The organism is Streptomyces sp. NPDC102441, assembly GCF_044765585.1.
Classification (GTDB): Bacteria; Actinomycetota; Actinomycetes; order Streptomycetales; family Streptomycetaceae; genus Streptomyces.
In genome coordinates this window covers 248,579-273,617 of the sequence record NZ_JBIWKH010000012.1, presented here as the reverse complement: position 1 = coordinate 273,617, position 25,039 = coordinate 248,579, and the positions used below count along the sequence as shown (strand labels likewise).

The 25,039-nt window shown below is 69.9% G+C and carries 19 protein-coding genes and 2 pseudogenes; 8 read left to right on the top strand and 13 right to left on the bottom strand.

Annotated elements, in window-relative coordinates; all coding sequences use genetic code 11:
- Positions 1-4 precede the first annotated feature (4 nt).
- Positions 5-709 (top strand): hypothetical protein, encoded by a 705-nt coding sequence (locus tag ACIREO_RS26495; protein ID WP_404114505.1) that lies wholly within the window; start codon positions 5-7, stop codon positions 707-709.
- A gap of 62 nt (positions 710-771) precedes the next feature.
- On the opposite strand, the gene ACIREO_RS26490 is transcribed toward ACIREO_RS26495, so the two are convergent.
- The 12 genes from ACIREO_RS26490 to ACIREO_RS26435 form a co-directional block, all read right to left on the bottom strand.
- Positions 772-2,571, bottom strand: coding sequence for an HEXXH motif domain-containing protein (locus tag ACIREO_RS26490; protein WP_404114504.1), 1,800 nt, complete (start codon positions 2,569-2,571; stop codon positions 772-774).
- A gap of 22 nt (positions 2,572-2,593) precedes the next feature.
- Positions 2,594-2,782, bottom strand: a complete 189-nt coding sequence (locus ACIREO_RS26485) for an aldo/keto reductase (RefSeq protein WP_404114502.1) — start codon at positions 2,780-2,782, stop codon at positions 2,594-2,596.
- A gap of 101 nt (positions 2,783-2,883) precedes the next feature.
- Positions 2,884-3,969 (bottom strand): caspase family protein, encoded by a 1,086-nt coding sequence (locus tag ACIREO_RS26480; protein ID WP_404114500.1) that lies wholly within the window; start codon positions 3,967-3,969, stop codon positions 2,884-2,886.
- Positions 3,966-5,132, bottom strand: coding sequence for a hypothetical protein (locus tag ACIREO_RS26475; protein WP_404114498.1), 1,167 nt, complete (start codon positions 5,130-5,132; stop codon positions 3,966-3,968). Before ACIREO_RS26475 ends, ACIREO_RS26480 begins: the two co-directional genes overlap by 4 nt.
- Before the next feature lie 91 nt (positions 5,133-5,223).
- Positions 5,224-9,552 carry an FxSxx-COOH system tetratricopeptide repeat protein gene (fxsT, locus tag ACIREO_RS26470; protein ID WP_404114496.1) on the bottom strand — a complete coding sequence of 1,443 codons (4,329 nt, stop codon included), beginning with the start codon at positions 9,550-9,552 and terminating at the stop codon, positions 5,224-5,226.
- Entirely contained in the window at positions 9,552-10,604 is a 1,053-nt protein-coding gene (locus tag ACIREO_RS26465) for an AAA family ATPase (protein WP_404114494.1), read from the bottom strand. Before ACIREO_RS26465 ends, fxsT begins: the two co-directional genes overlap by 1 nt.
- Positions 10,601-12,118, bottom strand: a complete 1,518-nt coding sequence (locus ACIREO_RS26460; RefSeq protein ID WP_404114492.1) for a hypothetical protein — start codon at positions 12,116-12,118, stop codon at positions 10,601-10,603. Before ACIREO_RS26460 ends, ACIREO_RS26465 begins: the two co-directional genes overlap by 4 nt.
- 155 nt (positions 12,119-12,273) lie before the next feature.
- Positions 12,274-13,281 carry a LacI family DNA-binding transcriptional regulator gene (locus ACIREO_RS26455; RefSeq protein ID WP_404114490.1) on the bottom strand — a complete coding sequence of 336 codons (1,008 nt, stop codon included), beginning with the start codon at positions 13,279-13,281 and terminating at the stop codon, positions 12,274-12,276.
- Positions 13,282-13,475: 194 nt separating this feature from the next.
- Positions 13,476-13,991 (bottom strand): pectinesterase family protein, encoded by a 516-nt coding sequence (locus ACIREO_RS26450; protein WP_404114569.1) that lies wholly within the window; start codon positions 13,989-13,991, stop codon positions 13,476-13,478.
- A 147-nt stretch (positions 13,992-14,138) separates the two neighbouring features.
- Positions 14,139-15,110: an arabinan endo-1,5-alpha-L-arabinosidase gene (locus ACIREO_RS26445; protein WP_404114488.1), complete on the bottom strand. Its 972-nt coding sequence runs from the start codon at positions 15,108-15,110 to the stop codon at positions 14,139-14,141.
- Positions 15,111-15,297: 187 nt separating this feature from the next.
- Positions 15,298-16,521 (bottom strand): cytochrome P450, encoded by a 1,224-nt coding sequence (locus ACIREO_RS26440; protein ID WP_404114486.1) that lies wholly within the window; start codon positions 16,519-16,521, stop codon positions 15,298-15,300.
- On the bottom strand, positions 16,518-17,807 hold the full coding sequence (locus ACIREO_RS26435) for a cytochrome P450 (protein WP_404114484.1): 1,290 nt from the start codon (positions 17,805-17,807) through the stop codon (positions 16,518-16,520). The genes ACIREO_RS26440 and ACIREO_RS26435 overlap by 4 nt, the downstream gene beginning before the upstream one ends.
- Before the next feature lie 250 nt (positions 17,808-18,057).
- Here ACIREO_RS26435 and ACIREO_RS26430 point away from each other — a divergent pair, with 250 nt between their 5' ends.
- The 7 genes and pseudogenes from ACIREO_RS26430 (at position 18,058) to ACIREO_RS26400 (ending at position 23,995) form a co-directional block, all read left to right on the top strand.
- Positions 18,058-19,080 (top strand): LD-carboxypeptidase, encoded by a 1,023-nt coding sequence (locus tag ACIREO_RS26430; protein ID WP_404114482.1) that lies wholly within the window; start codon positions 18,058-18,060, stop codon positions 19,078-19,080.
- Between the two features lie 384 nt (positions 19,081-19,464).
- Positions 19,465-20,445, top strand: coding sequence for a threonine/serine dehydratase (locus ACIREO_RS26425; protein ID WP_404114480.1), 981 nt, complete (start codon positions 19,465-19,467; stop codon positions 20,443-20,445).
- Positions 20,444-20,951, top strand: a pseudogene (locus ACIREO_RS26420) (MFS transporter); the annotation flags it as partial. The gene ACIREO_RS26425 and the pseudogene ACIREO_RS26420, both read left to right, overlap by 2 nt.
- Before the next feature lie 279 nt (positions 20,952-21,230).
- Positions 21,231-22,007, top strand: coding sequence for a HEAT repeat domain-containing protein (locus tag ACIREO_RS26415; protein WP_404114478.1), 777 nt, complete (start codon positions 21,231-21,233; stop codon positions 22,005-22,007).
- 176 nt (positions 22,008-22,183) lie between these two features.
- Positions 22,184-23,005 carry a MerR family transcriptional regulator gene (locus ACIREO_RS26410; RefSeq protein WP_404114476.1) on the top strand — a complete coding sequence of 274 codons (822 nt, stop codon included), beginning with the start codon at positions 22,184-22,186 and terminating at the stop codon, positions 23,003-23,005.
- A gap of 134 nt (positions 23,006-23,139) precedes the next feature.
- Positions 23,140-23,492 (top strand): annotated as a pseudogene (locus ACIREO_RS26405) (helix-turn-helix domain-containing protein).
- 92 nt (positions 23,493-23,584) lie between these two features.
- Positions 23,585-23,995 (top strand): VOC family protein, encoded by a 411-nt coding sequence (locus tag ACIREO_RS26400; RefSeq protein ID WP_319713486.1) that lies wholly within the window; start codon positions 23,585-23,587, stop codon positions 23,993-23,995.
- Between the two features lie 398 nt (positions 23,996-24,393).
- Here ACIREO_RS26400 and ACIREO_RS26395 read toward each other — a convergent pair whose 3' ends face one another.
- The gene (locus tag ACIREO_RS26395; RefSeq protein ID WP_404114474.1) at positions 24,394-25,017 is read right to left on the bottom strand and encodes a TetR/AcrR family transcriptional regulator C-terminal domain-containing protein; all 624 of its coding nucleotides are present in this window, start codon (positions 25,015-25,017) and stop codon (positions 24,394-24,396) included.
- Positions 25,018-25,039: the final 22 nt, after the last annotated feature.

The window sequence follows — 25,039 nt, the reverse complement described above, 5'->3', positions numbered from 1 at the left end:
CTCCATGGCACGATCCACCCTGACCAGGCTGGTCCTGGCACCGACGGCGGCAGTGGCCGCGCTGATCGGCTTCGCGGCGGCTCCCGCCCACGCCGCGATCTGGACCTCGTCCGAGCAGTGGGGCAACTACACCACGTCCGACAACTACATCCTCTACAACAACATCTGGGGCTCCGGAGCGGGCACCCAGACCATCTGGGCCGATTCGTCGAGCAACTGGGGCGTGACGGCGAACCACCCGGACACCGGTGGCATCAAGTCGTATCCGAACGCCAAGAAGGTCATCGACAAGCCGCTCGCGTCCCTGTCGTCGCTGACCAGTGGATACGACGTGACCGTCCCGTCGTCCGGCGCGTACAACACGTCGTACGACATCTGGGACACGGACTACGACTACGAGGTCATGCTCTGGGTCAACTACAACGGCGCCGTCGGCCCGCTCGGCACGTCCCAGGGGAACGTCACCCTCGGCGGCCACACCTGGACCGTCTACAAGGGTGACAACGGCGCCAACGAGGTCTTCTCGTTCCTGCGGACCTCCGACTCGACCGCCGGCACCGTGGACATCCTGCCGATCCTGAAGTGGATCGACACGAAGGGCTGGTGGAGCGACGAGACCATCGGTGACGTCCAGTTCGGCTACGAGATCACGTCGTCGTCGGGCGGGCTGGACTTCGTGACCAACGGGTTCGACGTCTCGTCGAGCTGATCCGGACGGGCCGGGGGGACGCCCCCGGCCCGCTTTCGGCGTTCGGCGTTCCGTATTCGGCGTCAGCGCGCGTCGGGGCCGCCGGCCAGCCAGCGGGCTGCCCGCGTCCAGCGCTCGGGCGAGGACGCCTCCAGCAGCGCCGCGAACCGCTCGGGTCGGCCGAGCAGCCGCCGGTCACGCGGATACAGCGCCGTGTGCGCCAGCAGCCAGCCGGACAGCGCGTGCGGGTCGAGAGGGCCGGGGCCGCGCAGCTGAGCCGTGTACGCCGCCTGTGCCGCTTCCGCGTCCCCCGCGACCAGCAGCGCGTCGGCCGACGGTGACCGGCCGGCCTCGAACTCCCGGACCTGGTAGAGGCGGGCACGGTCGTCGTGCCAGTACCCACGGCCCGGGTCGGGCACGACCAGCGGCTCACCGCCCGGCGTGGGGGCGGTGCCCGCACGCAGGGCCTTGAGGAGTGTGTCCCGGTCGTCCTCACCGCACCGCAGGTTGCGCAGCCGCCACTCCACCCGGTGGCTGACCGCCGACGCCCGCGCCCTGGCCACGGTCGCGGGCTCCAGCGGTTCCCTCAGCCAGCCGTCGACGGTCTCGGACAGCCGGGTGACGAGCCTCAGACCGGGCTCGGTGAGCCGGGCGTGCGTCCCCAGGGTGCGCAGGACCATGCGGGTCTGGAGCCTGCGCAGCGCGAAGAGGAACGACGGGCGTCCGTCCAGGTCCGCGTCCGTGTCCCGCATCCGCTCACGCCAGAATCCGGTGACGCCGACGAAGGCGTACGCGCCGTGGAGGAGACCGGGGAGATGCCGGGGGTCGGCGCGCCACGGTGCGTAGTGCCGCTCTTCCCGGTCGTCCTCGACGAGCGGGAACAGGTGGAGCAGAGCGCCGAGTTTGCTGTGCTGGAATTCATGGACCAGGGTCTCCGCGAGGGCGAGGCCGTTCTGCGGCCGGGCGATCACCATGGAGGCGAAGGCGTCGCCGGTGGAGGCGCTGAGTCCCTCGGCCGGCACGGGGAGCGCCGAGCCGCCTTCCTTGGCCTGCCAGGGCACGATGCGGCTGATCTCCTCGGGCCGCAGACCACCTGGGTGCGCGTCACCGCTCCGGCGCAGGATGGCCAGGGCTTCCTGGAACAGCTCCTGCCAGAAACGGAGTTCGCCGGGGTCGAGGCGGCCGGGGGCTATCGGCTCGTCCAGGTCTCGATAGGGATCGAGATCGTCGAGCTGGACGGTGGGCGTCCCCGGGCCGGTGTCCAGCCGGTGCACCGGAAGCCAGTGCGCCGATTCCGGCTCGGTGAGCGGGCGTATGACGACATCCGGCCCGCACGTGGTCCGGACGGTGAGGGTTCTGCCTGAGACGACTGCCCGGACCGCGTGGAAGCCGTCCTCGTCGGGGCCGGGCAGCCGGACCATCCCCAGTGCGGGCAGGCTGACGCTCCTGCCCCGGGCGGGCAGCAGGAGTTCGGCGTCCGTGCCCGCGTGGACGGCCGCAGCGGCGGCCACCGCGGCGATCTGCCCGGCGTCGGCCCACAGAGGCGGCCCGGAGGCCGTTCCGTGCAGCCGACGGAGCGCGTGGGCGAGCCAGCTGCCGACCTGGGGCGTCAGCAGGAGCGCGTCGACCGGCTCCGGGGAGCGGTCGGCGGCGGCCTCCAGCGTGGGCCAGACCGTCCGTGCGTCCAGGGGACCGAGGATGCCGGGGTCCGCGTCGAACAGGTCGAAGAGCTCGCGCAGCAGCAGGAGTCGGCGCGTACGCTCGCCCCGGACCAGGAACGCGACGGCCTCGGGCGAGCCGCCGCCCTTGGCGATCTCGTCGAACAGCGGTCCTGGCATGCGGATCGGCGCGAACACATCGCTCCCTGTCGTGGGCGGGCTCATCGCGGTGATCTGTCGGGCCTCACTACTCGGCCCGCCCTGGTTCACCGTTTCCCATCGCGTTGGTGCGCGCGCGCCGGATCTCGGCGTGCAGCCGTGCGGCGCCACTCGGGGCGGGCAGACGCCTCAGGTCGGCAACGCTTACGGAGGTCAGGTCCATCAGGTCGGACTCGATGTGATCGGGTGTGTTGTCGGCGGGCACCGGCTGGTACAAGGCGCGCTCCCCCTTCGCGAGCGGTGGCACAGGATGCCACCGTTTACTCCATCATGACGACTGAGACCCCTTCCCGAAACCCGTGTGATCACGCCAGCGGGTCACATTCCTGGCGCGGACTCCGCCACGAAGCCCCGTACCGACGCCTCGAGTTCGGCCGCCCGGCCGGCGTCCTCGTCGAGCAGTCTCACCGCGGCGCACAGCCTCCGGAGTCCGTCCGGCCGCGCTCCGAGAGTGCGTACGATCCCGATCACATCCGTGCGCGGCACCAGGTTCCTCGGCATCGTGGCGACGACGGCGGAGGGCAGTTCGTTGACCAGGGTCTGCCGTTGGTCACGGTCCTTCATCAGCGGATACGCCATCAGGGCGTCGATGAGTCTGCCCAGCGGCGGTGCGGCCGGAGGCGGTGGATCCGACCGTACGACGGCAGCGTGTCCTGGTCGCTCCAGACGGAAGTCGAACGTCTGATGGACATGGCCGGCCGCCCGGAGGGCGTCCATCCTGGCCGTCACCGCCTCGAACAGGGACGGGGGATCCGGCAGCGGTTCGTCGGGAAGGGCGCTCAGAACGATGTCCGAGAACACGCCGAGCCGTCGGTCCGGATCGTTGCCCGCCCGCTGCCCACGGCCTGCGGCGAACATGAGGATCTGCTCGTGCGCGGCGATCCTCCCCCCGGCGGGAAGACGCTCGGTGGGCGGTGGCTGCGGGAAGCGGTGCATCTCGTCGAAGGTGCGGCACGCGTCGATCATCCACATCTGGACGCCGAGGCCGGGGGTCACGTCGCTTCTGAGGCGGGCGAGGGCTGACTCGGCATGGATGTTGCGCCGGTCCGTCAGGGTGGCGTCCGCGGTGTAGAGGCGGGTGCTGTCATCCGTGTCGAGCACTCCGTGGCCGCCCCACCACACCCACAGCGCTTCGTCCCTGCGGTCGGGGATGTCCGTGATGAAGGCGCGCCTGAGTGATTCGTGGTCGGCCGGGCGGAAAGGGACACCTGGGGCGTTCCCGGGCAGCGGTGCGAGATGGAGCTGCACGTGGGTGTCGGGTACTCCCCTGGCAAGCAGCCAGTCGCGGAAGCGCAGGGCGTCCTGGGCGGGGCCTGGCAGGTCCCAGCCCGGTCCGGCCGCGTACTGCTCGATGCCGACGACGAGGGCGAAGACGCGGTCCGGTGGGACGGTTCGCCGGGTCATGGCAGCCGCTCCCCGATCGCACGGTAGACGGGCGGATCGGTCCAGTAGGCGCTGTGCGCCACGGGGAAGGGCTGCCGGCTGTCGGTGGCGACGTCGTGGGCCCTGCCGGGGAAGAGCGGTTCGGCGGCGTATCCCAGCAGGTCACGACGGTCGTACAGATTCAGCCACGGCGGTACATGACCGGGCAGTGGATCCGGGTGGGCGAGCGAGGGCAGCGCGCCCGTCTCGTACAGGAAGGGGCCCTGCGAGCCGACGGTTATCAGGAGTTCGACCCCCGGCAACGGGCCGGATATGAGGGTGTCGAGCGAGATGATGCCGCCGAGACTGTGTCCGAGCAGCACGACGGGCGGCTCCAGCGTGGCCACCAGCTCCCGGAGGCCTCGGCGCATGTCCTCGCCCCTGGCGAGGTACTTGAGGATGTCGCCGGCGGCCGGGTGCGCGGCGTCGGTGAGCGCGCGGCGGCGCCGTACGGCATAGCGCGAGCCGAGACGCACGAGCGGCCTCCCCGCCATCCGGAGCAGCGGTCCGCGGCCGGTGCCCGCCGGTGCGGCACCCAGGCGTTCGGCCAGCGCGGCGACGGCCGCGTCCCTGACGTCACCTCCGGTCTGCACGGGGCTGTCGGCCGCGATGTCCTCGGCGACAGCCATGGCGGTCAGCGCCCTGGCCAGCACCGATGCCAGGGTTTCCGGGTCCAGGGCTTCGGCGGCGGGCGCGAGGAGGGGGTTGCGCGCGAGCTCGGCCGCCGCCTGCTGGATTCCCGGGGCGAGCGGGCCTGCCCCGGATTCGCCCCGGCCGGCGATCTCCAGGAGGAGTCCTCTGGGGCGTTCGTCCGGGAAGGCGGCTCCGGGCGGGGTGGCGTGTCCTGCCACTCCGGCGGCCGCCGTCGCCAGCTCGGCCGAGGGATCGTCGTACAGCCGGGCCCACCCCTCCACCTCGTCGCCCTCGCCCGGGTCTCCGGTACTTCTGCCGGTTCCTGCGCCAGGTGCGGCCGGGATGCTGGCACCGTCCGCGGCGAGCCGCGCCCCGTACGGCCCGCCCCAGTCGTACGCGACGAGACGGGCGCCCGGAGCCGTCACGGCCAGCCCGGAAGCGATCTGCGCGAGCAGCCCGCCGAGGTGTGGTTCACGCACACCTGTGCCGTGAGTGAAGACCACCGTGGTCATGTGTCCGTCCCCCGTTGCCTCTTCGCTGCGGCCTCGCCCGCCGCCACGGGGCGGCGGGCGAGGCCGGCGGTCCACCCGGTCGTCGTCGGCGTCACATCGGCAGCGGCGTGATGTCGCATTCGATGCGCTGGTGGAGCCGGGCCGAGGTGTGCCAGGGGTGGTTCGCCCCGAGCAGACGCGAAAGCCCCTCTACGGCCGCGCGGTTGAGCCGGTCGGCCTCCTCCGACTCGCCGAGCCCGCGCCGGTCCAGCGCCAGATTGGCCGTGCAGGCGAGTGTCAGCGGGTGCTCGGCCCCGGCGACAGCGGTGAGCTTGGGCAGCAGGTCCGCGTCGACAGCCATGGCCTGCGCGAAGTCCAGCCGCGCGTAGTGGTCGTTGGCCCGGCACATCGCTGCGGTCAGCGTGCTGATGTGCTTCGTCCCGAGGCTGTTCTCCAGGGCTTCGAGCGCCTGGGTGTCCAGCACCTCCGCCCGGTCCGTGTCGCCCTGGGCCCGCAGGGTGGCGGCCAGGTTGACCTTGGCGAACTGGGTGAAGGGGTGGTGCTCGCCGAGCACCTTGCGGTAGGCGGACAGTGTCTGCTCCCCCAGTTCCCGAGAGCCCACGAGGTCGCTGCTGAGGCGGCGTTCGACCATGGCGTGGTTCGCCGCACAGAGCGCGTCGGCGTTGTTCAGCCCGTAGCGGCTGGTGAAGCGCTCCAGGGTCTGCTCGGCGAGGAATGACGCTCCCTCGACCACGCCCGCCCTGCGCCGGCACACCGCGAGATTCAGCGCCGCGCGAATGGTCGCCGCGTTCGTCTCACCGAAATGGGCCACGTAGGGCAGGTAGTTGGACTCCTGGAGCGCGCGGGCACCCAGGTAGTCGCCTGCCTCACGCAGGTCGATGGCCAGCCCGTTCAACGTGTTCAGAGTGAGGCCGTTCACCGGCCCGTAGAGCAGTTCCCTCTGGCGTGCGGTCTCCTCGTCGATCTCCCGCGCGAGGGCGAAGTTGCCGTTCAGCCGCAGTGTCACACCGTAGTCGTGCGCGGCACTCAGCGTCGTGGGGTCCTCAGGTCCGAACAGATCGCTCGCACGGGTGAACGCCTCCTCGGCCAGTTCACGCGCCTGCCCGAACTCACCCCGGTGCCGCAGCGCTCCCGCCATCTGCCACATGGAGTCGACGAGTTCCTCGTCCGGGATGTCCGCGCCCCGCGAGATGGCCAGCGCCCGCTCGTTGTGCACGACGCCCTCGGCGGGGCGCCCGAGCAGCCGCAGGTAGAAGCCGAGGAGCTTGGTGATCCTGATGACGTGCAGGTCCTCGTCACCGGACTGCTCACGCCATGCGGTCCAGGCCAGCCGGGCCTGGGCGGCGCCCGATTCGTGCGCGCCCCAGTAGTAGAGGAAGAAGACGATGTCGTAGACGAGGTCGCGGACCCATCCGTCGGAGCTCTTCACCGCACCGGACGCGATCACATGCGGGAGGATGGCCTGGTAGGCGGGCCACTGGTCCGGCGAGGCGGGCGCTCCCGGCTTCGCCGTCGTCAGCAGCAGGTGGGCCGCTCGCGTCATCCTGGCGCGTTCCTCGGGATCCATCCTGGCCACGATCACGTTCTGCATGAGCCGGTGCATCTGCAGGGTGGCGGTCTTGTGGTCCAGCCTCACCAGCGACAGCTTGCTGAGGTCCCGGGTGGCACGGGCGAGGAGCAGCGGGTCGCGCAGGACCGGGTCGAGCTCGGGTGTGACCTCGATGTTGCGGCCGCCCCTGAAGAGGTTGAGCGGAATGGGTTCCGGCGCCATGCAGGCGCAGATCTCCAGGAGTTGGCGCGCAGCCGGGTTGTCCTGCGAGAGGCGCCCGAGGGAGATGTCCCAGACCGCCGCGACCGGCAGCGGATAGTCGGGCGAAGGGTCGAGTTCGAGGATCTCGGGCCGGCGCTCGTCCAGAAGTGTGAGGTATTCGTCCACCGGCATCCCGGTGGCGGCGTGCCAGGCACCCGCCTGCTCGACCGCGAGGGGCAGATCGCCCAGGGCCGCGGCCAGCCGGTCCGCGTCGCCTGAGGCGAGGCCGCGGGCACGGCGCTGCAGAAGTGCGATGCTCTCGTCCCGGTCGAAGACGTCGACGCTCAGGGGGGTGGCGACGCGTTCCCACTCACGGTTGCGCGAGGTGACGATGATCTTCCCCGGCCCGCCGTTGGGGAAGTAGGAACGTACGGCCTCGATGTCCTCGGCGTTGTCGAAGACCAGCAGCCAGTTGTCGAACGGCGTGCCCGTACGGAGCGCCTCGCGCACGGCGGGCACCGCGGCGTTGGCCTGCGGCCCCACCTCCAGGCCGAGGCTGCGGGCCAGGTCGGCGAGAGCACCCAGGATCAGGTTCTCCTGCTCCGAGGGGATCCACCAGATGACGTTGAACTCGCCGCTGTGGCGGTACACGTACTCCACGGCGATCTGCGACTTCCCGACACCGCCCATGCCGTGCAGCGCGTGCGGGAGGACTGCGGTGGTCTCGTCCTCCCGCAACTGCCGGTCCACCGCCGCCAGAAGACTCTCCCGCCCGGTGAAGTTCGGGTTCTTCGGTGGCACGTTGCCCATGATCTTCGGCTGGCCCGTACGGACGAACCGGAGCTCGGGTGCTAGGGCGGGCGTGCGCTCGTCGACCCGGTCCTGCTCGGTGTCTACGGGTGGTGTCGTCGGCGACACAGATCCTCCTGGTGGAACCGTCGAATGCGACGGGGAAGCGGGGTCGATCTCGTTCACATCAGATGCCTCTTTATCATCTATTGTCGCCCCTGCCTGCTCTCCCGCGCCGCCCTCCATCGCGCGGCTGAGTCGCGCCACGCGCCTCCGGTACGGCATGCCTCCCAGTGCACGGAGTACGGCCAGTTCGATGCGCAGCCAGGCCGGTCCGCCCCCGCCGTCCGGAAGTGCTGCCTGCGCCGGGTCGCGCAGCGCGGCGCGCAGCCGTATGCCCTGGGCCCTGCTGGCCCGCGCCTCGGCCAGCAGGCCTACGGCACGGGCGAGTTGGGTGCGGTTGCCGGTGGCCAGCAACGCCTCGCGGATGCCGTCGGCGAAGTCGGGCCCGCCCTCGCCGTCCCGCTCCCAGTCGATGAGGCCGCCCATCATCACCTCGGCCAGGTGCTCGGGCCGCGACTCGGGAAAGGCCCGGTCGCGCAGCTCCTCGATGACGTCGAAACGCATCGGCGCCACAGCCAGCAGGACAGCGAGCTGCCGGGCGAGCGGGCTGGCGAGCGAGAAGAACCGGCGCACGGCCTCCGCCGCCGCGCGGGGCCCGTCGAGCCCGGGTGCGCGCAGCCCGGGAGCGGAGACCCCCTTGGCCATCGCCCCGGCCAGAATCACGGGCAACGTCCGTCGCACGCCTCGTTCGCCGGTGACCAGATCCGCCCAGGCGCGGAAGGAGCCGGGGCGCAGGCTGAGGACCGGGACGGCCACGGATCCGTCACCTGTGTCGGGCAGGATGTGCGCGTGCTCGGGTACTCCGCGGGGTGGGTGGCAGAGGAAGTGGCGGTTGAGGGCCCCGAATCCGGCGGCGTCGAGCCGTGCCCGGAAGGGGTACACCGAGGAGCGGTGGCGCAGGTAGGGCGGCAGCAGATGGACGAGCGCCGTCGGCCCGGACGCGGAGAGCCGTCCCAGCAGTTCGTCGGCGCCGCCCTCGGCCCAGCCGGGTGCCAGTCCGTCGGTCACGACGAGAAACAGCCGTGTCCCCCTGCCGTCCAGGAGTTCGGCGGGGTCGGCCCGCCGGTTGCCGGGCCACCGCAGCTCGGGCGGTGCCGCACCGGGCAGCGAGACATCGACCGTACGCACGTCCCGGAAGGCACCGCTGCGCACCGCCTCGTCGGTCAGCTGACGTAAGGAGCTGTTCCAGACGGGCATGGTGGGCGCGCTGTCCACGAGCAGCATCAGGTCGAAGGCGCGCTCCTGGACCGGGTCGAGGTAAGGGATCCACAGCCCGTCGATCACACCGTTCTCGGCGGTGCGCGCCTCGTCGAGCCGGCTTTCGTGGCGCGACGGCACACGCCGGCCCAGGCCGCGCAGCGCCTTGGCCAGAGGCAGCGGCACCACGCGCCGCACAGGACGCGCCTGGTCGGGCAGTACGGTTTCGGGCCGGCCATGGCGTGCCGGGAGAGCGTCGAGCAGTCCCACGTCCCATGGATCGGCATCCGGGTGGCTCGCGGCGGGCACGGTGTCCTGTGCGGCCTGCTCGAACGAGGGAGCCGGGGCCTCGGGGAGGGCTTCTTCGCTGTCGTCCGGCAAGGGCGCGGGGGTTAGGTCGGTCCCCCCGCCGGACTCCCGGCCCGCCCGGTGCCAGGCCGCCGCGAGCCAGACGGCGTCGGCGAGGTCCTGCCAGCTCGCCTCGCCGTCGGTTTCATGGGGGGCGCCGCCGCTCGGCGCGGGCGTCATGTCCGGGGCGCGTTCCCGTGGCGAGCCGTTCATCAGCGGCCTTTCGAGAGGTCGCGGAGAAGCATCTCGATGAGCTTACGCCCGTCGCTGTCGTCCCGGAATCCGTGCGCCGTGGTGAGCTGCACGGCGTTCAGCAGCTGGTCGACGGACTGGGTGCCTCCGCCGTCCAGGCGCCTGACGAAGTCGTCCACCAGGTCCTCGATGCCTTCGGGACTCCGGCCCAGGTGGCTGACGACGATGGAGACGAGGTGTTCACGGCTGGGCGGGCGCATCTCCAGCGGCAGGCAGCGGCGCCGGAACGCGGCCGGGAACTCGCGTTCGCCGTTGCTCGTGATGACGACGACGGGGAACTCCGCGCACTCGACTCTGCCCGCCTCGATGACGGCGCGGCCCTGGGGGTCGTCCGTGAAGACGGACACCTCGGCCATGCCGGCCCGCACCAGTTCCGGGATCTCGTAGCTGCCGTTCTCCAGGACGTGGAGCAGGTCGTTGGGCAGGTCGATGTCGCTCTTGTCCAGCTCGTCGACGAGCAGCACCCTGGGGCGTCCGTAGGCGAGCAGAGCCGTGCCCAGCGGGCCGAGGGTCACGAAGTCCCCCAGGTCAGGGGCGCTTCCCGTGCCGTTCTCCGCCGCCGGGGTGGTCCCGGCACGCCAGGCGGCGATGGCCTGCGCCCGCCCGATGGCGTCGTACTCGTACAGCCCGCCGCGCAGGGTGGTGCGGCTGACGACGCTCCAGGGCAGCACTCTGCCGAGTCCCAGTTCCTGGGCGATCAGATAGGCCAGGGTGGACTTGCCCACCCCGGGCGGTCCGGTGATCAGCAGGGGGCGGCGCAGCAGGAGCGCGGCGTTGACCGCGTTGATCTCCTCCTCGCGTAACTGCGGGCCCTCCTGCACGGTGCCGAGCCGGCGCAGCGCCGACTGCGGGTCCCCGGGGGGATCCTGCTGCAGCGGGCTCCCGGCGAACACCCGCCAGGGCGGCGGCGGCGGCAGAGCCGGCGGGTCACCGGCAGGGGGCTGCCCTGTTGCGTGGAACACCCTCCAGGAGGGCGGCGTGACGGACTGCGCTGCCGAGGCCTGCTCGGTCATGCTGTCAACTCCTCGCAGTCGACCAGGCGGTGCGGGTCGTCCCAGAAGAACGCCATGTACTTACCCACGGAAAGGCTGTCACGCCCCAAGTCCTCGGCCTCCTGGCGGATCTGACTGACTTTCGACGGTAGTTGCGCCGGCGGATGGGCGAGCAGCAGGGTCAGCACCTGGCCGGACAGATCGGGGCTGTCCGGGCGGCGGTCCCAGGCTGCCAGGCCGACCCCCTGCTCGATGGCGATGCTGAGTGCGTCCATGCCGTGGCCGGGCAGGACGGGAACGTCGAGTATGACGGCGGTCAGGTTCGGGTCCCCCACGAGTCTGGCATGCCAGCGTTCCAGACGGTCGCCTTGTTGTCCGTGCCATCGGTGGGCCTCCGCCACGCCGGCCTTCTTCAGCTGCGTCCATCGGGCCCGCCACCGGCCGAGCTCCTGCTTGTCACGGGCCCTCATTCGCTCAAGGCTCCGCAGGTGGACATGGTAGTGAAGGGCGATCGGTGTCGGGACACGAGACCGCGTACCCAGTCTGATGCCCGCCATGTCGTGGTTCAGGAATTCGAGAGGGAGGACGAACTCGATCTGCACCGGGGGGTCGCTCTCGCTGTCCGAGACATCCGCCCAGCGTGAGGCCCCTTGGCTGATGGCCCGTTCCACCGCACCGGCCAGAGCGTCGAGGCTCGTGCGTTCGATGTCACCCGCCACGGGCTCCCAGTAACCCGGCGCGGCATTGACCCAATGACGTACGTAGACATCAGCCGAACTGTCGTCGGCGGGCTCCACCATCACGACGAGACAACGTGACACATACGGGTCGGCCGGCGGCCGGGCCGCGATCGCACGCCTCCGCTCCCCCAGTGCCCGCACGACGTCCGGGCCGGCCTCGCGGGCCCACGCGTCCGACCAGTCCCTGAGCTCCTCGCGAAGCACCGGTTGCGCCAGGAACGCCGTGGCCTCGACGAGCACCAGCGCCGGGGGCAGACCATCGGCCTGGGTGTTCACCGTGCACAGGTGGTCGAAGAGCTCGACGGGGGTCCGGCCGTACGGCACGTCGGCGCCGAGCTCGTGGTTCAGAATCGTGTGCAGGCGGGCCTCGTCGACGCGCCACACCTCTCCGAGCAGCCGATGGGCCTCCCGCACCGCCCTGTGGCCGAACTCCTCCTCATCCGACCGGGCCGCCTCCACGATCTGCATCAGCTGAGTCGCGCACTCCTGTCCCCCCATGGCGCGCACGGCGGAGACCAGGGCTTCGAGGCCCTTCTCGTACTTCAGCAGTTCCCGGAGGAAGGACAGCATGTCCGCCCGCGGGTTCTGGCGCCGGTAGACGATCTCCGCATCGACCTGCTCCGCGGCGAATTCTATGAACTGGCCGCACTGGTCGCGGTCGGTCACGAAGTCCTGTACGCACAGGAAGTCGACCAGTGCGACGATGAGTTGTGCCCTGGCCTCGCCAGGCTCATCCGCTCCGGACAGCCCGTTCCCCACCACCGACCACCCCCGTCGAGCCGGTACCACCTTCATGACAGACTGTGAAGTTATCACGTCGGATCTTCAGCAACCAGGTTCACTACAGGGCCTGTTGACCACCTGTGACACACATGTCCCGGAACCCTGCCGGACCCACGGCACGGCGCCGGAAGACGCTCCACCCGAACGAGTGAACGCGCGCTCACCGGTCACACCGGAGCCGGCCCCGTGCTCGCACGCACCGTCAGGACCGGCTCCAGCAACTCCACTTCGTCCGTACCCCGGCCGGTGAGCTTCGCGACCACCTGTTCGACCGACCGGCGCCCCATCTCCTGTGCCGGGATGGCGACGGACGTGAGCCGCACGGAGGCCTGTGCGGCCACCTGTTCGGGGCAGATGGCCACGACCGACACGTCCTCCGGCACGGCACGCCCCTGCTGCTGGAGCAGGTTGAGCAGCGGCTCGACCGCGGCCTCGTTCTGGACGATGAATCCGGTCGTCCCCGGCCGTTCGTCGAAGATCCGGCCCAGGGTGCCGGCCATCGCGGCGTACCCGCCCTCGCAGGGGCGGTGCAGGATCCGCATGCCGGTCTCATGGGCCTTGGCCCGTACGCCGTCCACGGTGCGTTCGGCGAAGCCGGTGTGCCGCTCGTAGACGGCGGCCGCTTCGCCGATCACCGCCACCTCGCGGTGGCCGAGGCCGGCGAGGTGATCCACACAGAGCGCCCCGGTGGCCTCGAAGTCGAGATCCACGCAGGTAAGCCCGGAGGTGTCGGCGGGCAGGCCGATGAGGACGGCGGTCCGGCCCGAGTCGCGGAGCAACGGCAGCCGTTCGTCGTGCAGTTCGACATCCATCAGGATCATCGCGTCGGCCAGCGAACTGCCCGCGATCCGCCGGACGGCCGCCGGTCCCTCCTCCCCGGTGAGCAGCAGGACGTCGTAGCCGTGGGTACGGGCGCTCGTGGCCACGGCGATGGCGATCTCCATCATCACCGGCACGTACATGTCCGTACGCAGGGGCACCATCAGCGCGATGATGTTCGACCTGCTGCTGGCGAGCGCGCGCGCACCGGCGTTGGGGTGGTACCCCAGCTGGCGGATACTGTCTTCCACCCGTTCCCGGGTGGAGGCCGAGATCGACCGCTTGCCGCTGAGGACGTAGCTCACCGTGCTCGCGGAGACTCCGGCGTGCTGGGCGACCTCGGCAAGCGTGACCATTCTTCTCCCCTACAGATGGTGACCGGAGGGGAGAGCGGGTGAAGCGCTTCGACGGCGCCTTACTGTGCTCCCCTTCGCACTCTGACATGCACAGACACCCTGGAGCCTAGACTCGCTCACAGGTACTGTCCAGAGTGGGCGTCGAAGCGCTTCGACCGCAGGGGTCGGCAGAGTTCGCTACCGCACACCGTGGCTCAGGACGCCGAGGGTGTCCAGCCTGCCAGCCAGTCCGCGGTCTCCTGCTCCGTGGCCTGGGAGTCGGTGAGCTGGGACCGGTCGCTGCCCGCCGAGCCGGATCCGGGCCCGGTGTTCTCGTACTCGGCGAAACGGTCGTCCTTCCACGAGAACCCGCTCATGTCCGTCCACGGGGCGGACCTGACCGCCGAGCTGAGTTCCGTGTCGCGGATGGTGGCCATCGGGTCGAGCGAGGCGTCCCCGCCGGCGTGCCACGGCCGGCCGAGGTGGAAGGTCGACGCCGAGACGTCGCCGTTGACGGTGGATCCGGTGATCAGGAAGCCCTTGCGGTCGGCGGCCGTGCTGGGCGCGGCGACGTAGCCTGCGGAGCTGCCGTCCCAGCGCTTCTTCAGCGTGATGACGGAGGTGTCGATCACGGCGGTGGCCCGCCCGAAGATGAAGTCGACGTTGCCGATGACCGTGGAGTCCTTCATGTAGACGCGTCCGAGCGTCGCCTTGGAGGCGGTGTCGAGCAGCAGGGTGTCCTGGTCTCCGGTGACGGTCAGGAGTCGAGGAAGACCTTGTCCGCGGCGGTGCGCAGGGCCACGGCCTGGAGCGCGCTCATGTAGTAGTTGCCGTCGGCTGCCCCAGGGCGAGCGCCAGCAGGAGGGCGCTCAGCAGGGTCAGTAGGCGACGGGCCATCCGCTGCTCCAGTTCAGAAGGTTGACGCCGAGCTTCGGGGCGCCGTTGTCCTGGCCGTCGTAGTAGTGGTAGACGAGGAGGTCGCCGTCGGAGTCCGCCAGGATGGACTGGCCGCCGGGTCCGATGTAGCGCCCGTGCGACTCCATGACGGGCGTGCCGCCGTTGTTGAGCATGCTGACGCCGTTCCGGTCCGTGTAGGGCCCTGTGACGCTGGTCGACCTGCCCACCCTGATCTTGTACGTCGAACTGGCGCCGGCGCAGCAGGTGTCGTACGAGGCGAAGAGGTAGTAGTAGCCGTCCCGCTTCACGACGGACGGCGCCTCGATGGCCTTGGTCCCGGTGGGACGGGAGGCGAGCGAGCGGCGGGCGGTGTCACCGGCGTACTGCTTGCCCGTCGACGGGTCGATCCGGATCATCTTGATCCCGGTCCACCAGGAGCCGAAGGACAGCCACCACTTGCCGTCGTCGTCGACGAACAGGTTGGGGTCGATGGCGTTGTAGTCGCTCGACGAGCCGGAGGTGTGGACGATTCCCTGGTCGCTCCAGCTGCCGGCCTCTCCAGTGGTGGAGGACGCCAGGCCGATGGCCGACGCGTTGGAGCCGAAGGACGAGACGGCGTAGTACATGAGGTACTTGCCGCCCTGGTAGGAGATGTCCGGGGCCCAGGGGTCGGACGCCGAGGAGTAGTCCTTCCACCAGCCCGGCTTGGTGGTGAAGGCGTTTCCTGAGCGGCCGAAGGCGGTGCGGTCGCTGGAGGTGCGGAGCTGGAGGCCTTCGCCGGTCGAGTAGAGGAGGTACTGGCCGGACGAGCTGCGGATCATGCTCGGGTCGTGGACGACGACGTCACCGCTGACGACGCCCGGGTTGGGATACGCGTTGGCGCTGCCCGGCACGAGGGCGATCAGGAACGCGGCGGGGAGTACGGCGAGGGTTCGCCTCAGAGTGCGGCTCATGAGGGGACCTCCTTGAAGGTCGGGGATGGGGAGTGCACCCCGCTAGTTGCCGCCGGCAGCGCATGGGTTGCCGCGCGCGGGCCGATTCGCCGAGAAATCGGACGCGGTCCGAAATGTCGAACACAGGTGGGACGGCCGGGAGTTCACTCCGGTGGGACACGCCCGTCCGGACGTGTCCCGCTCCTCCTCAGCCGTGGAGCAGCACGGGGAAGGCCTCCATGTCGTTCTGCGTCATGACCGGCAGCTTGCGGATCTCGTCGTCGGCGATCGCCAGCTTCAGACCGGGGAACCTCCCGAACAGCGCGGGCAGCGCGATGCCGGCCTCGACCCGGGACAGCGCGGCACCCGGACAGATGTGCGGCCCGTGGCCGAAGGTCATGTGCCGGATCGGCGTCGGCCGGGTGATGTCGAAGGCGTCGGCGTCGTCCCCGTGCTGGGCGGCGTCGCGGCCGATGGCCCGGTAGGAGATCACCACACCCTCCCCCTTGGCTATCACCTGGTCGCCGACCTGGATGTCCTCGGTGGCGAACCGCATCAGCAGGTGCGTGGTGGGCGTGTCCCAGCGCAGCGTCTCCTCGACGACCGTCTCCCACGGGATCTCCCCGTCCAGCACCTTGCGCAGCTGACCAGGGTGGGCGAGCAGTGCGCGTACGGCGTTGAGGATGAGCCCGATCGTGGTCTCGTGCCCTGCGGCCACCATCGCCTTGAGGTTGCCGACCACCTCCTCCTCCGTGAGCGGCTCCCCGCCCTCCTCGGCGAGGATCAGCGCACTGGTGAGGTCGTCCGTGGGGTGAGCGGCCTTCTCCCGCACCAGTTCGGCGTAGAAGACGTCGAGCTCGGCCAGCAGTGCCAGCCGGTCCTCCTGCGGAGTGAGCATCGAGAAGAAGGCCTTGTACTGCCTGGTCAGCATGGGGTGCAGCACCTCGTCCACGCCCATCAGCAGCCCGACGACCTTCATCGGGAGCGGCTGGGCGAACACCGCCTTGAGGTCGACGACCCCGTCCTCGCCCTGAGCGGCGAGCGCGTCCAGCAGTTCCTCGGTGAACTTCTCGATGTCGGGACGGATCTCCTCCAGCCGGCGTGGGGTGAGGGCCTGGGAGGTCTTCGTCCGCAGCCGGCGGTGCTCCTCACCGTCCACGGTGAACATGGAGCGTCCGGCGTCGATCATGCCGATCAGCGGCCAGGCGTGGGTGACCTCCCCGCTCTGCCAGAGTCCCCACGCGTCCAGCTCCTTCACCAGGCGTGTGTCGAGGAGGAGTTGTCGCGCCTCGGCATGCCGGGTGACGGTCCATGCGGGGACGCCGAGCAGCTCGATGCGCGCGAGCGGGACGGAACCCCGCAGCGTCTCCGTCTCACCGTCGAGGTCCTGGACCATGGGGTCGATCACCACGGTCGCGTGAGGGCAGTTCACAGCAGGTCTCCAGTCGTGTGTACGGGAGCGAACCGGACGGGAAGCGCGTTCATGCCGCGCAGGAAGGCGGACGGCCGCCTGACCAGCTCCTGGGCGGGGACTGCGAGTTCGAGGTCGGGAAGCCGGTCGAGGATGACCTCGATCGCGGTACGGGCTATGGTCTCCGCGATCTCCTGTGCCGGGAAGGGGCAGCGGTACTCGCCATGGCTGAACGCCAGGTGCGCCCCGTTGGCGGCGTGGTGCCCCGCGCCTTCGGAGAGTGCCCCCTGACGTATCAGCGGGTCGGTGTTGGCCGCCCCCAGGCCGAGCAGCAGCATGTCCCCGGCACGGATGGTCCGGCCGCCGAGCTGGGTGTCGCGGACCGCCCAGCGGCCGGCGAGGATCTGCGTCGGACTCTCCTCCCAGAGGACCTCCTTCATCGCGTCGCCGACACTGCGGTGCCCGCCCGCGAGGGAGTCGGCGAACTGGTCCTCGGTGAGCATCAGCCGCAGGGAGTTGCTGATCCAGTCCGCGGTGGTGAGGTGCCCGGCGGCGGTGATGGCCATCAGGTCGAGGGCGTACTCCTCGTCCGTGAAGGGCGCCGGGTCGGCCAGCATCCGGGAGGTGACGTCATCGCCCGGCGTGGTCCGCTTGGCCGCCACCAGCCGCCGCATGTGCTCGCCGAAACGGCCGTACGCCTCCTGCGCCCCGGGTCCCCCGTCGGCCAGATCCTTCAGGACCCGGGCGATGCCCCTCCCCTCCGCGTCGGGGAAGCCGACGAGGCGGGCGAGGACGAGCACGGGCAGCGGCTCGGCGAAGTCGGCGACGAGGTCGGCGGTGCCCCGGGCCGCGATGCCGTCGACGAGCCGGTCGGCCAGCTGCTCGCAGTGCCCCCGGATCTCGAACGGGTCAGCGGCCTCGAGTGCGGGTACCACCATCTCGGAGTGGCGCCGGTGCTCGGCTCCCGCGGTGAAGTAGATGGACGGCATGGGCCTCCCCACCATCGGGAGCAGTGGCCAGTCCTCGGGTATGTGCTCCCACTGGTTCCACAGTCCGACGTCCCTCGGGAAGAGCTCGCCGTCGCTGGTGACCTGGTGGAGCTCGCGGTATCCGACGACCAGCCAGGCCGGGAACCCGCCCGGGAGCTCGACCGGCACCACAGGCCCGTAGGAGTGGCGCATGGTCCGGTACAGCGCCTGCGGGTCGGTGTGGAACGCGGGCCCGCTGAGCAGCACGGGGGTGCTCGCGGCGTGCGCGGGGCAGCCGCCGCCGGGGGCGGACGCGGCTGATAAGGAGGGGGTCGTCATCGTACGGACTCCTGGGAGACGGCTTCGCGCGTTGCGGCCATACGATCAACGCGGCACCACTATAGGGAGATTGCGTGAAGCTTTGGGCACCGATCGAAGTAGTGCCGGTGGCAGGTCTCCACAGCCCGTTCCGGAATCAGGGATCGCCGAATCCCTCTGCGCCCGGTAGTGACCCGGAGGCGAAGACCCTGGCAGGCGCGCCTTCGAAAAACACGTCGTGTGGTGCTGAGAGAGTCGGGATACTGCCTCGGTGACCACTGCTGCGCTGCCCCAACTGCTTCGGCCTCGTGCCCTGGCGCCCGGAGATCTCGTCGTTGTCGCATCGCTGTCCGGGCCGCTGCACGCCAGGTTCGAGCCCGACCTCGAACAGGCGGTGGTCGTGCTCGAGCGGATGGGGTTCTGCGTGCGTCGGGCGCCGCTGCTCGAAGCGGGGCGGCACCGCTGGTGGAGCGCGGCGACGCCGGCGGAGATCGCCAGGGAGTTCAACGCCCTCCTGCGTGATCCGCAGGTACGCGCCATCATCGCGCACGACGGCGGCCAGACCGCGCTCGGCTACCTCGACCTGATCGACATCGAGGCGATCAGGGCCGACCCCAAGCCGATCCTCGGCCACAGCGACATCTCGCTGCTGCATCTGATGCTCTACGCGCAGACGGGCCTGGTCGGTTTCCATACCGACCTGGCCACCCCTGGGCTCGGTGGGCACTGGCAGGCCGCATCCACCGCACGCAGGGCGGAACTCGAAAAGCTCTACTCGACGCTGCTGACCGGTCCGGAGCCGATCGGTGCACTCCCGGCCGGACCGTCGTGGGAGTGCTGGCACACCGGTCGCACCGAAGGCCGCCTGATCGGCGGGGTCATCAACCGCATCGTGCTGAACCAGGCGACGCGATACGCGCTGCCACTCGAACGGTTCGACGGCGCGGTGCTGTTCTGGGAGGAGGTGGGCGGCCACGCCTCACATGTGTGGAGCTACCTCCAGGTCCTGCGGCACGCCGGCATCCTCGATCGTATCTCGGGCATGGTCGTGGGCGTCCCGACCGCGGTCGAGGGACTCGGCTCGCCCGAGGGGGCCCCGACCCTGCGAGAGATAGTTCTCGACGCCCTCGGCGACCGCGGCATCCCTGTCCTGGGTAACGTCGAGATCGGACACGCCGGCCCGAACCTCCCGATGCCCGTCGGGACTCACGTCGCCCTCGACGCGCAGCAGCGGACCTTGTCACTGCTCGAATCCGCGGTACGCCCGCCCACCGTGACCGGGCCGGGGAGCTGATCAGCCCGGATCGATTCGGCGTAGGCGTTCCTCTGCCGGCGCCAGTCACGCTGGACAGGGTCAGCCTGCCGAGCCAGTAGGCGTAGTTGCCGGAAGCCGCCGGAGCGGGCTCCTCCCAGCCGATCGTGTCGACCCAGCGGGGGTGGTTCTTGGGCGTGACGCCAAGACCTGCCGCCTCGATGCGCCGGTGGCCCACCGGATCTCCGTGATGTCGGCGCTCGGGCCGGTCAGACCCCTGCCCGTCGAGGTCACCGGCCTCGGCGGTCCTGGCGTCGAAGGTCCAGTTGCCGGGGGCCGAGCCGCCGCAGCGTGACACCTCAACCGACCAGCAACTGCGGACGGTTGCTCAGGGAACCAGCGCCGATGGCGCTACGCTGTTGTGTTGTGCAGGAGACGCGTCTCGACATTGCTCGGATCCGGGCGGCCCGCCGGGTAATCGACCCGGTCTTTCTCGACACTCCGCTGTACCGCTGCGAGGCACTGGAGCCCGGCCTCGGGTGCACGGTGAGCATCAAGCTCGAGACGGCGAACCCGGTCCGCAGCTTCAAGGCCCGCGGCACCGAGGTAGTCGCGAGCCTACTCGCCGAGAATGCCTCGCGAGCTGCGGTGTGCGCCAGCGCGGGCAACCTTGGCCAAGCCCTCGCGTGGTCCGGTCGCGGCCGGGGGCTCGACGTCACAGTCGTGGCATCCCGCTTTGCGACCCGGGCCAAGCTTGATCGCATCCGGGCGCTGGACGCCGGGTTGGAGCTGGTGGACGGCGACCACGAGATGGCCCGCGAGCGGGCGGCTGCCATCGCACGGTACGACGGCATCCGGCTGGTCGAAGACAGCCTGGACATCGAGACCTGTGAGGGCGCGGCGACCATCGGCCTGGAACTGGTGGACACCACGCCGTCGTTCGACACCGTCCTGATTGCTCTCGGCGGTGGGGCGCTGGCAACCGGCGTGGGTCATGTGGTGAAGGCATTGGCACCCGAAGTCGACGTGATCTGCGTCCAGCCGTTGGGCGCACCGGCGATGACACACTCGTGGCGCCAACGACGTGTCGTCACCACCGACTCGACCAACACCATCGCTGACGGCGTCGCCGGCCGGCGTCCCATCCCGGCCGTCCTGGACGACCTCCTCCTGGTCGCTGACGACGCCGTCCTGGTCCAGGAGGCGTCGATCACCGCCGGTATGCGGATGCTCCTCGACCACGCCGGCCTCGTCGTCGAACCGTCGGCCGCCCTCGGCATCGCGGCGATCCTCGAAGACCGTGACCGCTTCGCCGGCCGTCACGTCGTCACCATTGTGTGCGGCAGCAACGTCGACGTAGACGCCTACCACCGCTGGGTCGGCCCCGCCCCCATCCACAGGTCTTGACAAGATCGGCACTGTCGGCCCGCTCCAGGCCGGTCTGACGATGCTGCCCTTGGCGGTGTCTCTGATCGCGGCCTCGGTGCTGGTTCCCCGGGTGCTCGGACGGTGGGGCGCCCGAGTCTGTGTCCTGGCCGGGGTCTGCTGCACCGCTCTGGCGATTGCCATTGCCCTGGTCCCACACGTCGGGGCCACCGGTCGGGCGATGATTCCGGCCATGGTGCTCCGCCGCCGGGATGGGGCTCGGGATCGTGGGGCTGCAGTACGTCGCGGTGAGCAACGTGACCGAGGAGGACGCCGGCATTGCCTCCGGCGTCCAGCGAGCCGCCGGCCAACTGGGCGGCTCCACCGGGATCACGCTGTACGTCGGCATCGGGTTCGCCCCCGCTCTGAAGGGCACCGCCCCCTTCCTCGCCAGTAGCTTCCTGGCCATCGCCGGACTCGTCGTGGCCGGGTTCGTCACCTGGCGGATCTCCATTCCCACCGCCGTGACAGAGGAATCGATCAGCTGACCTCGGACGGGGGCGCCCGTCCGGCCTTCCGGCCGAGCGGAAGCAGCCCTGGAGAACAGCTCCACGATCGCCGTCGGCTCATCAGAAGGTCACGTGCGACGCCGGCTGTACGGGCTCCTGAACCGGGTGAACCGGAAGCGTCGAGACGCCGTCGTCGGCGGTCACTATGGTGAAGGCATGCGTCAGAGGTCGGGTACGGACTACTGCCAGGTATGCAATCGGCGGTTCAAGGCCACGGGGAGCAGGGTCCGGCATGAGCTTCCGCGCACGCTTGTCGCAGTGCACCGCCGGGTGGGCGAGTGGTCGTACTGCCGGCGCATCTGTGAACGCTGCTGGCAGCGGCACGAGAAACACGAGGCAGAAACGCGGCGCCGGTTCGTGCGCGACAACCCTCCCGGCCCGCTGCTCGCCTCGCTGCGAGACCGAAACGCAGACGAGGCGACGAGAATCGCAGCGATGACGACACTTGTCGAACTCGGGGTTCCCGACGCAGTTCCTGCCCTGTGTGACCAGTTGGAGGACCCGTCGGAGAGTATCCGGTGCGAGGCAGCGAAGGTGTTGGGAGAGACCAAGGATGCCCGCGCGGTGGAGCCGTTGTGTCAGCTGCTCCAGCGCAGCGTGGCGGACAAGTACACGTCGTTCTTCGAAGAACCTTCGTTTTTGATGTCCGCGCTCGCGAATATCGGCGATCCGCGGGCCGAGGAGGTGATAAGCGCACTGCTGACCGATCGGCGGGCTTACAGCGGGGATACGGTCGTCGTTGACATGGATATCAGAATGTCGGACGGTATCGCAGATGCGTTGGAGCGCCTCGGCGGACTGGACCTGGTGTTCAACGCTTATGAGCGCGCGTTCCACTCGCCGGACGAGGTCGTGCGCGACCATGTGACGCGGGACCTGGGCAACATCGTGTGGCGAGGCGGCCTGAATGGGGGAACCGACGTGTCCGGCCGGCATCTTCAGGCCGTTCGGCGGTTACTCGTGGCCGCAAGTCGCGACCAGTCGGAGCAGGTGCGATACGCGGGTCAACACGGCCTCGAAAACTTCGATTACTGAAGGGCGAGAACGAACTCGCCCTAGAGATGTCTCACGTGGCAATGCGTCGTCACGGACTGGTGGCTTGTGGGCACACCTGTGCAACTGTGCCGATGAAGCCCCGCGTTTCCGCTGGCCCGGCCGCCAAGTAGCTTCTTGACCCTCACACCGTGTCAGGTGGTCAGCTCGGAGACATCATGTTCACCATCGGAGACTTCGCCCGGCATGGCCGCGTCTCGGTCCGGATGTTGCGTCACTACGACGCCGTCGGACTGCTGCGCCCGGCTCACGTCGACCCCGCCAGCGGCTATCGCTACTACACCGCTGCCCAGCTCGCCCGCCTCAACCGGGTCATCGCACTCAAGGACCTCGGATTCACGCTCCAGCAGGTCCAGGACATCGTGGACGAGAAGGTCAGCCTCGAGGAACTGCGCGGCATGCTGCGGCTGCGGCAGGCCGGACTGAAGGCCGCAGTGGCTGCCGCAGGAGCACGGCTGGTCCAGGTCGAGGCGAGGCTCCGAGCAATCGAGAGTGAGGGGCACATGCCCACGAACGACGTCGTCATCAAGAGCGTCCCTTCCGTCCGGGTGGCGGAGCTGACCGCGACCGCCGCGAGCTTCGAGCCCGAGGACATCAGCTCGGTCATCGGGCCGCTCTACGACGAGCTGTTCCGATCCCTGGGCTCAGCGGGTATCACTCCCACGGGTCCCGGCATCGCGTACTACGAGGACGCCCCGGAGGGCGGTGGCAGGATCAGCGTTCATGCCACCGTCCAGGTCTCCGCCCCTCTCCAGGACGGTACCTTCCGGATCCTCGATCTGCCGTCCCTTGATCAGGCAGCGACCATCGTGCACCGCGGTTCGATGGACGCCGTACTTCCCACCGCCCAGGCCCTGGCCCGCTGGACCGACGCAAACGACTACCGGTCGACCGGATACCCCCGCGAAATCAACCTGGAGTGCCCGGGAAATCGTGACGACTGGGTGACGGAACTGCAGACACCGGTGACCCGGGCCTGATCAATCGCGTCTCAGCCTGGCCGGATCACGTTCGGGCGGCGGGAGACCGCTACGGTCCCCCGCCGCCCCGGCACCGCGCTGTCCTGTGGTGGGATGGTGCCGTGAGCCGCACCGTGGAAGAGACCAACCGCCGCATGCTCCGGGCGCGGGACGCCATGGACCGTGCGTACGCGCAGCCGCTGGACGTGCCGGCCCTGGCCCGGACAGCCCACGTCTCGCCTGCGCACTTCGCCCGCACGCCACCTTCGGGGAGACCCCGCACCGCTTTCTGCAGCGCCGGCGCGTCGAGCGGGCGATGTTCCTCCTGCGCGAGAGCGACCACAGCGTCACGGACATCTGTTACGAGGTCGGCTTCGGCAGCACCGGTACGTTCAGCCGCACGTTCCGTGACATCGTGGGGCGGCCGCCGACGACGTACCGCAAGGAGACCGCGGCCATGAACGTACCCACGTGCTTCACGAAGTCGTGGACACGGCCGAGCACCTGAGCCACCGGCGCGCGTGCAGCCCTTCCGCACCCGCCATCGGCTGAGCAGCTTTGGATAAGTCTTCGCCGGATGTGCCGACTAGCGTGATGGACATGTTCAACGCGATCACGCACTCACAGATCTACGTCCTCGACCAGGACCAGGCCCTCGACTTCTACGTCGGCAAGCTGGGCCTCGAAGTCAACGCCGATGTCGACATGGGTTTCATGCGCTGGCTCACCGTCAGCGTCCCTGGTCATCCCGACCGCCAGGTCCTGCTGGAGAAGCCGGGCCCTCCGGCGATGTCCGAGGAGACGGCCGAGCAGGTCCGCGAACTGCTCACCAAGGGCGCACTGGGCAGCGCGCTCATCCTCACCACGGACGACTGCCGCAGGACGTACGAGACCCTGCTGGCCCGGGGCGTGGAGTTCACCGATGAGCCGACGGAGCGCCCGTACGGAATCGACTGCGGCCTGCGCGACCCCTTCGGCAACCACCTTCGCTTCACCCAGCTGAAGGGCTGAGAGCCGGCGCGGGGATGCATGGACAGCAGCGGTGGGCTGTCGGCCCGGCCGTCGAGAACCTCACCCTCCTGGGTGCCGACGGGGCCGTCACCGGCCCGCTCGCGGGGCTGTAATCACTACTCATGCCAATCCCGACCAGGGCCGGCCACGGCCCTGGCCTCGGATCGCCGGCCGGCTGCGGGCCGTGCTTGAACCGTCGCGTACCACTTCCGCGAGCCGCTGGGCACGTGAGAACCCGGCTTGGAACCCCGATGCAAGGTTCCGAGCCGGGCTCCGATCCTTCTTGTCCAGGAGAGGGTGCGCTCCGTCGACAAGTTGGGCGGATCCGGGTGTGCCGGGCGCAGGGTGCGCGGCCCGTTGCCGGTGCGGCGTCCGGATGCCCCCGGGAGGGCGCGCTGTCAGTCGGAAATGCGGGACAGAACCGCCTCCAAGCCGAAGGCGAAGCGCTCGTCGAAGTTCTGCCGGAGATGGGGCAGGACGCGCTGCAGCGCCGGGTGTGCGCCGCGTTCGACGGCCGGGGCGAGCCTCGCGTCGTCCTCCTCGCCCTCGGCCTGCTCCTCCTGGGTCAGGCCGAGAGTGAAGTAGTTGACCGTCCAAGCCGTCCACGCCGCCTGCCGCTCATCGGCACCGGCTTCCAGGAACGCGTCGACGAGGCGGTCGGCGAAGCGCAGCGTGTTCGGTTCGGCGGGGTAGGTGCCGGTGACCAGGGCGGCGCCGTCGCGACGGGCGAGCAACGCCTGCCGGTAGCGGCCGACCAGCTCACGGGCGCGTGCCAGAGGGGCGTCGGGCAGGTCGTCGTAGCGGATACCGGCGAGGACTGCGTCGGCCATCAGTTCCAGCATCCGGGCCTTGGTCTTCACGTGCCACAGCACGGTGTTCATCCGCACGCCGAGGCGGTCGGCGATCGCCCGGGTGGAGAGCCCGTCCAGGCCGCGCTCGTCCAGCACCCGGAGGGCGGCATCGATCACGGCGGCGCGGGTGAGCTGGCCCGCGGTGTCTTCTCCGGCTTGCCTCTTGGTCACTGACCTAGTTTACTCCATCCCA

Coding starts and splice junctions, on each gene's coding strand:
- ACIREO_RS26495 (WP_404114505.1), top strand. CDS start 5: ATGGCACGATCCACCCTGACCAGGCTGGTCCTGGCACCGACGGCGGCA.
- ACIREO_RS26490 (WP_404114504.1), bottom strand. CDS start 2,571: ATGAGCCCGCCCACGACAGGGAGCGATGTGTTCGCGCCGATCCGCATG.
- ACIREO_RS26480 (WP_404114500.1), bottom strand. CDS start 3,969: ATGACCCGGCGAACCGTCCCACCGGACCGCGTCTTCGCCCTCGTCGTC.
- ACIREO_RS26475 (WP_404114498.1), bottom strand. CDS start 5,132: ATGACCACGGTGGTCTTCACTCACGGCACAGGTGTGCGTGAACCACAC.
- fxsT (WP_404114496.1), bottom strand. CDS start 9,552: ATGAACGGCTCGCCACGGGAACGCGCCCCGGACATGACGCCCGCGCCG.
- ACIREO_RS26465 (WP_404114494.1), bottom strand. CDS start 10,604: ATGACCGAGCAGGCCTCGGCAGCGCAGTCCGTCACGCCGCCCTCCTGG.
- ACIREO_RS26460 (WP_404114492.1), bottom strand. CDS start 12,118: ATGAAGGTGGTACCGGCTCGACGGGGGTGGTCGGTGGTGGGGAACGGG.
- ACIREO_RS26455 (WP_404114490.1), bottom strand. CDS start 13,281: ATGGTCACGCTTGCCGAGGTCGCCCAGCACGCCGGAGTCTCCGCGAGC.
- ACIREO_RS26445 (WP_404114488.1), bottom strand. CDS start 15,110: ATGAGCCGCACTCTGAGGCGAACCCTCGCCGTACTCCCCGCCGCGTTC.
- ACIREO_RS26435 (WP_404114484.1), bottom strand. CDS start 17,807: ATGACGACCCCCTCCTTATCAGCCGCGTCCGCCCCCGGCGGCGGCTGC.
- ACIREO_RS26410 (WP_404114476.1), top strand. CDS start 22,184: ATGTTCACCATCGGAGACTTCGCCCGGCATGGCCGCGTCTCGGTCCGG.
- ACIREO_RS26400 (WP_319713486.1), top strand. CDS start 23,585: ATGTTCAACGCGATCACGCACTCACAGATCTACGTCCTCGACCAGGAC.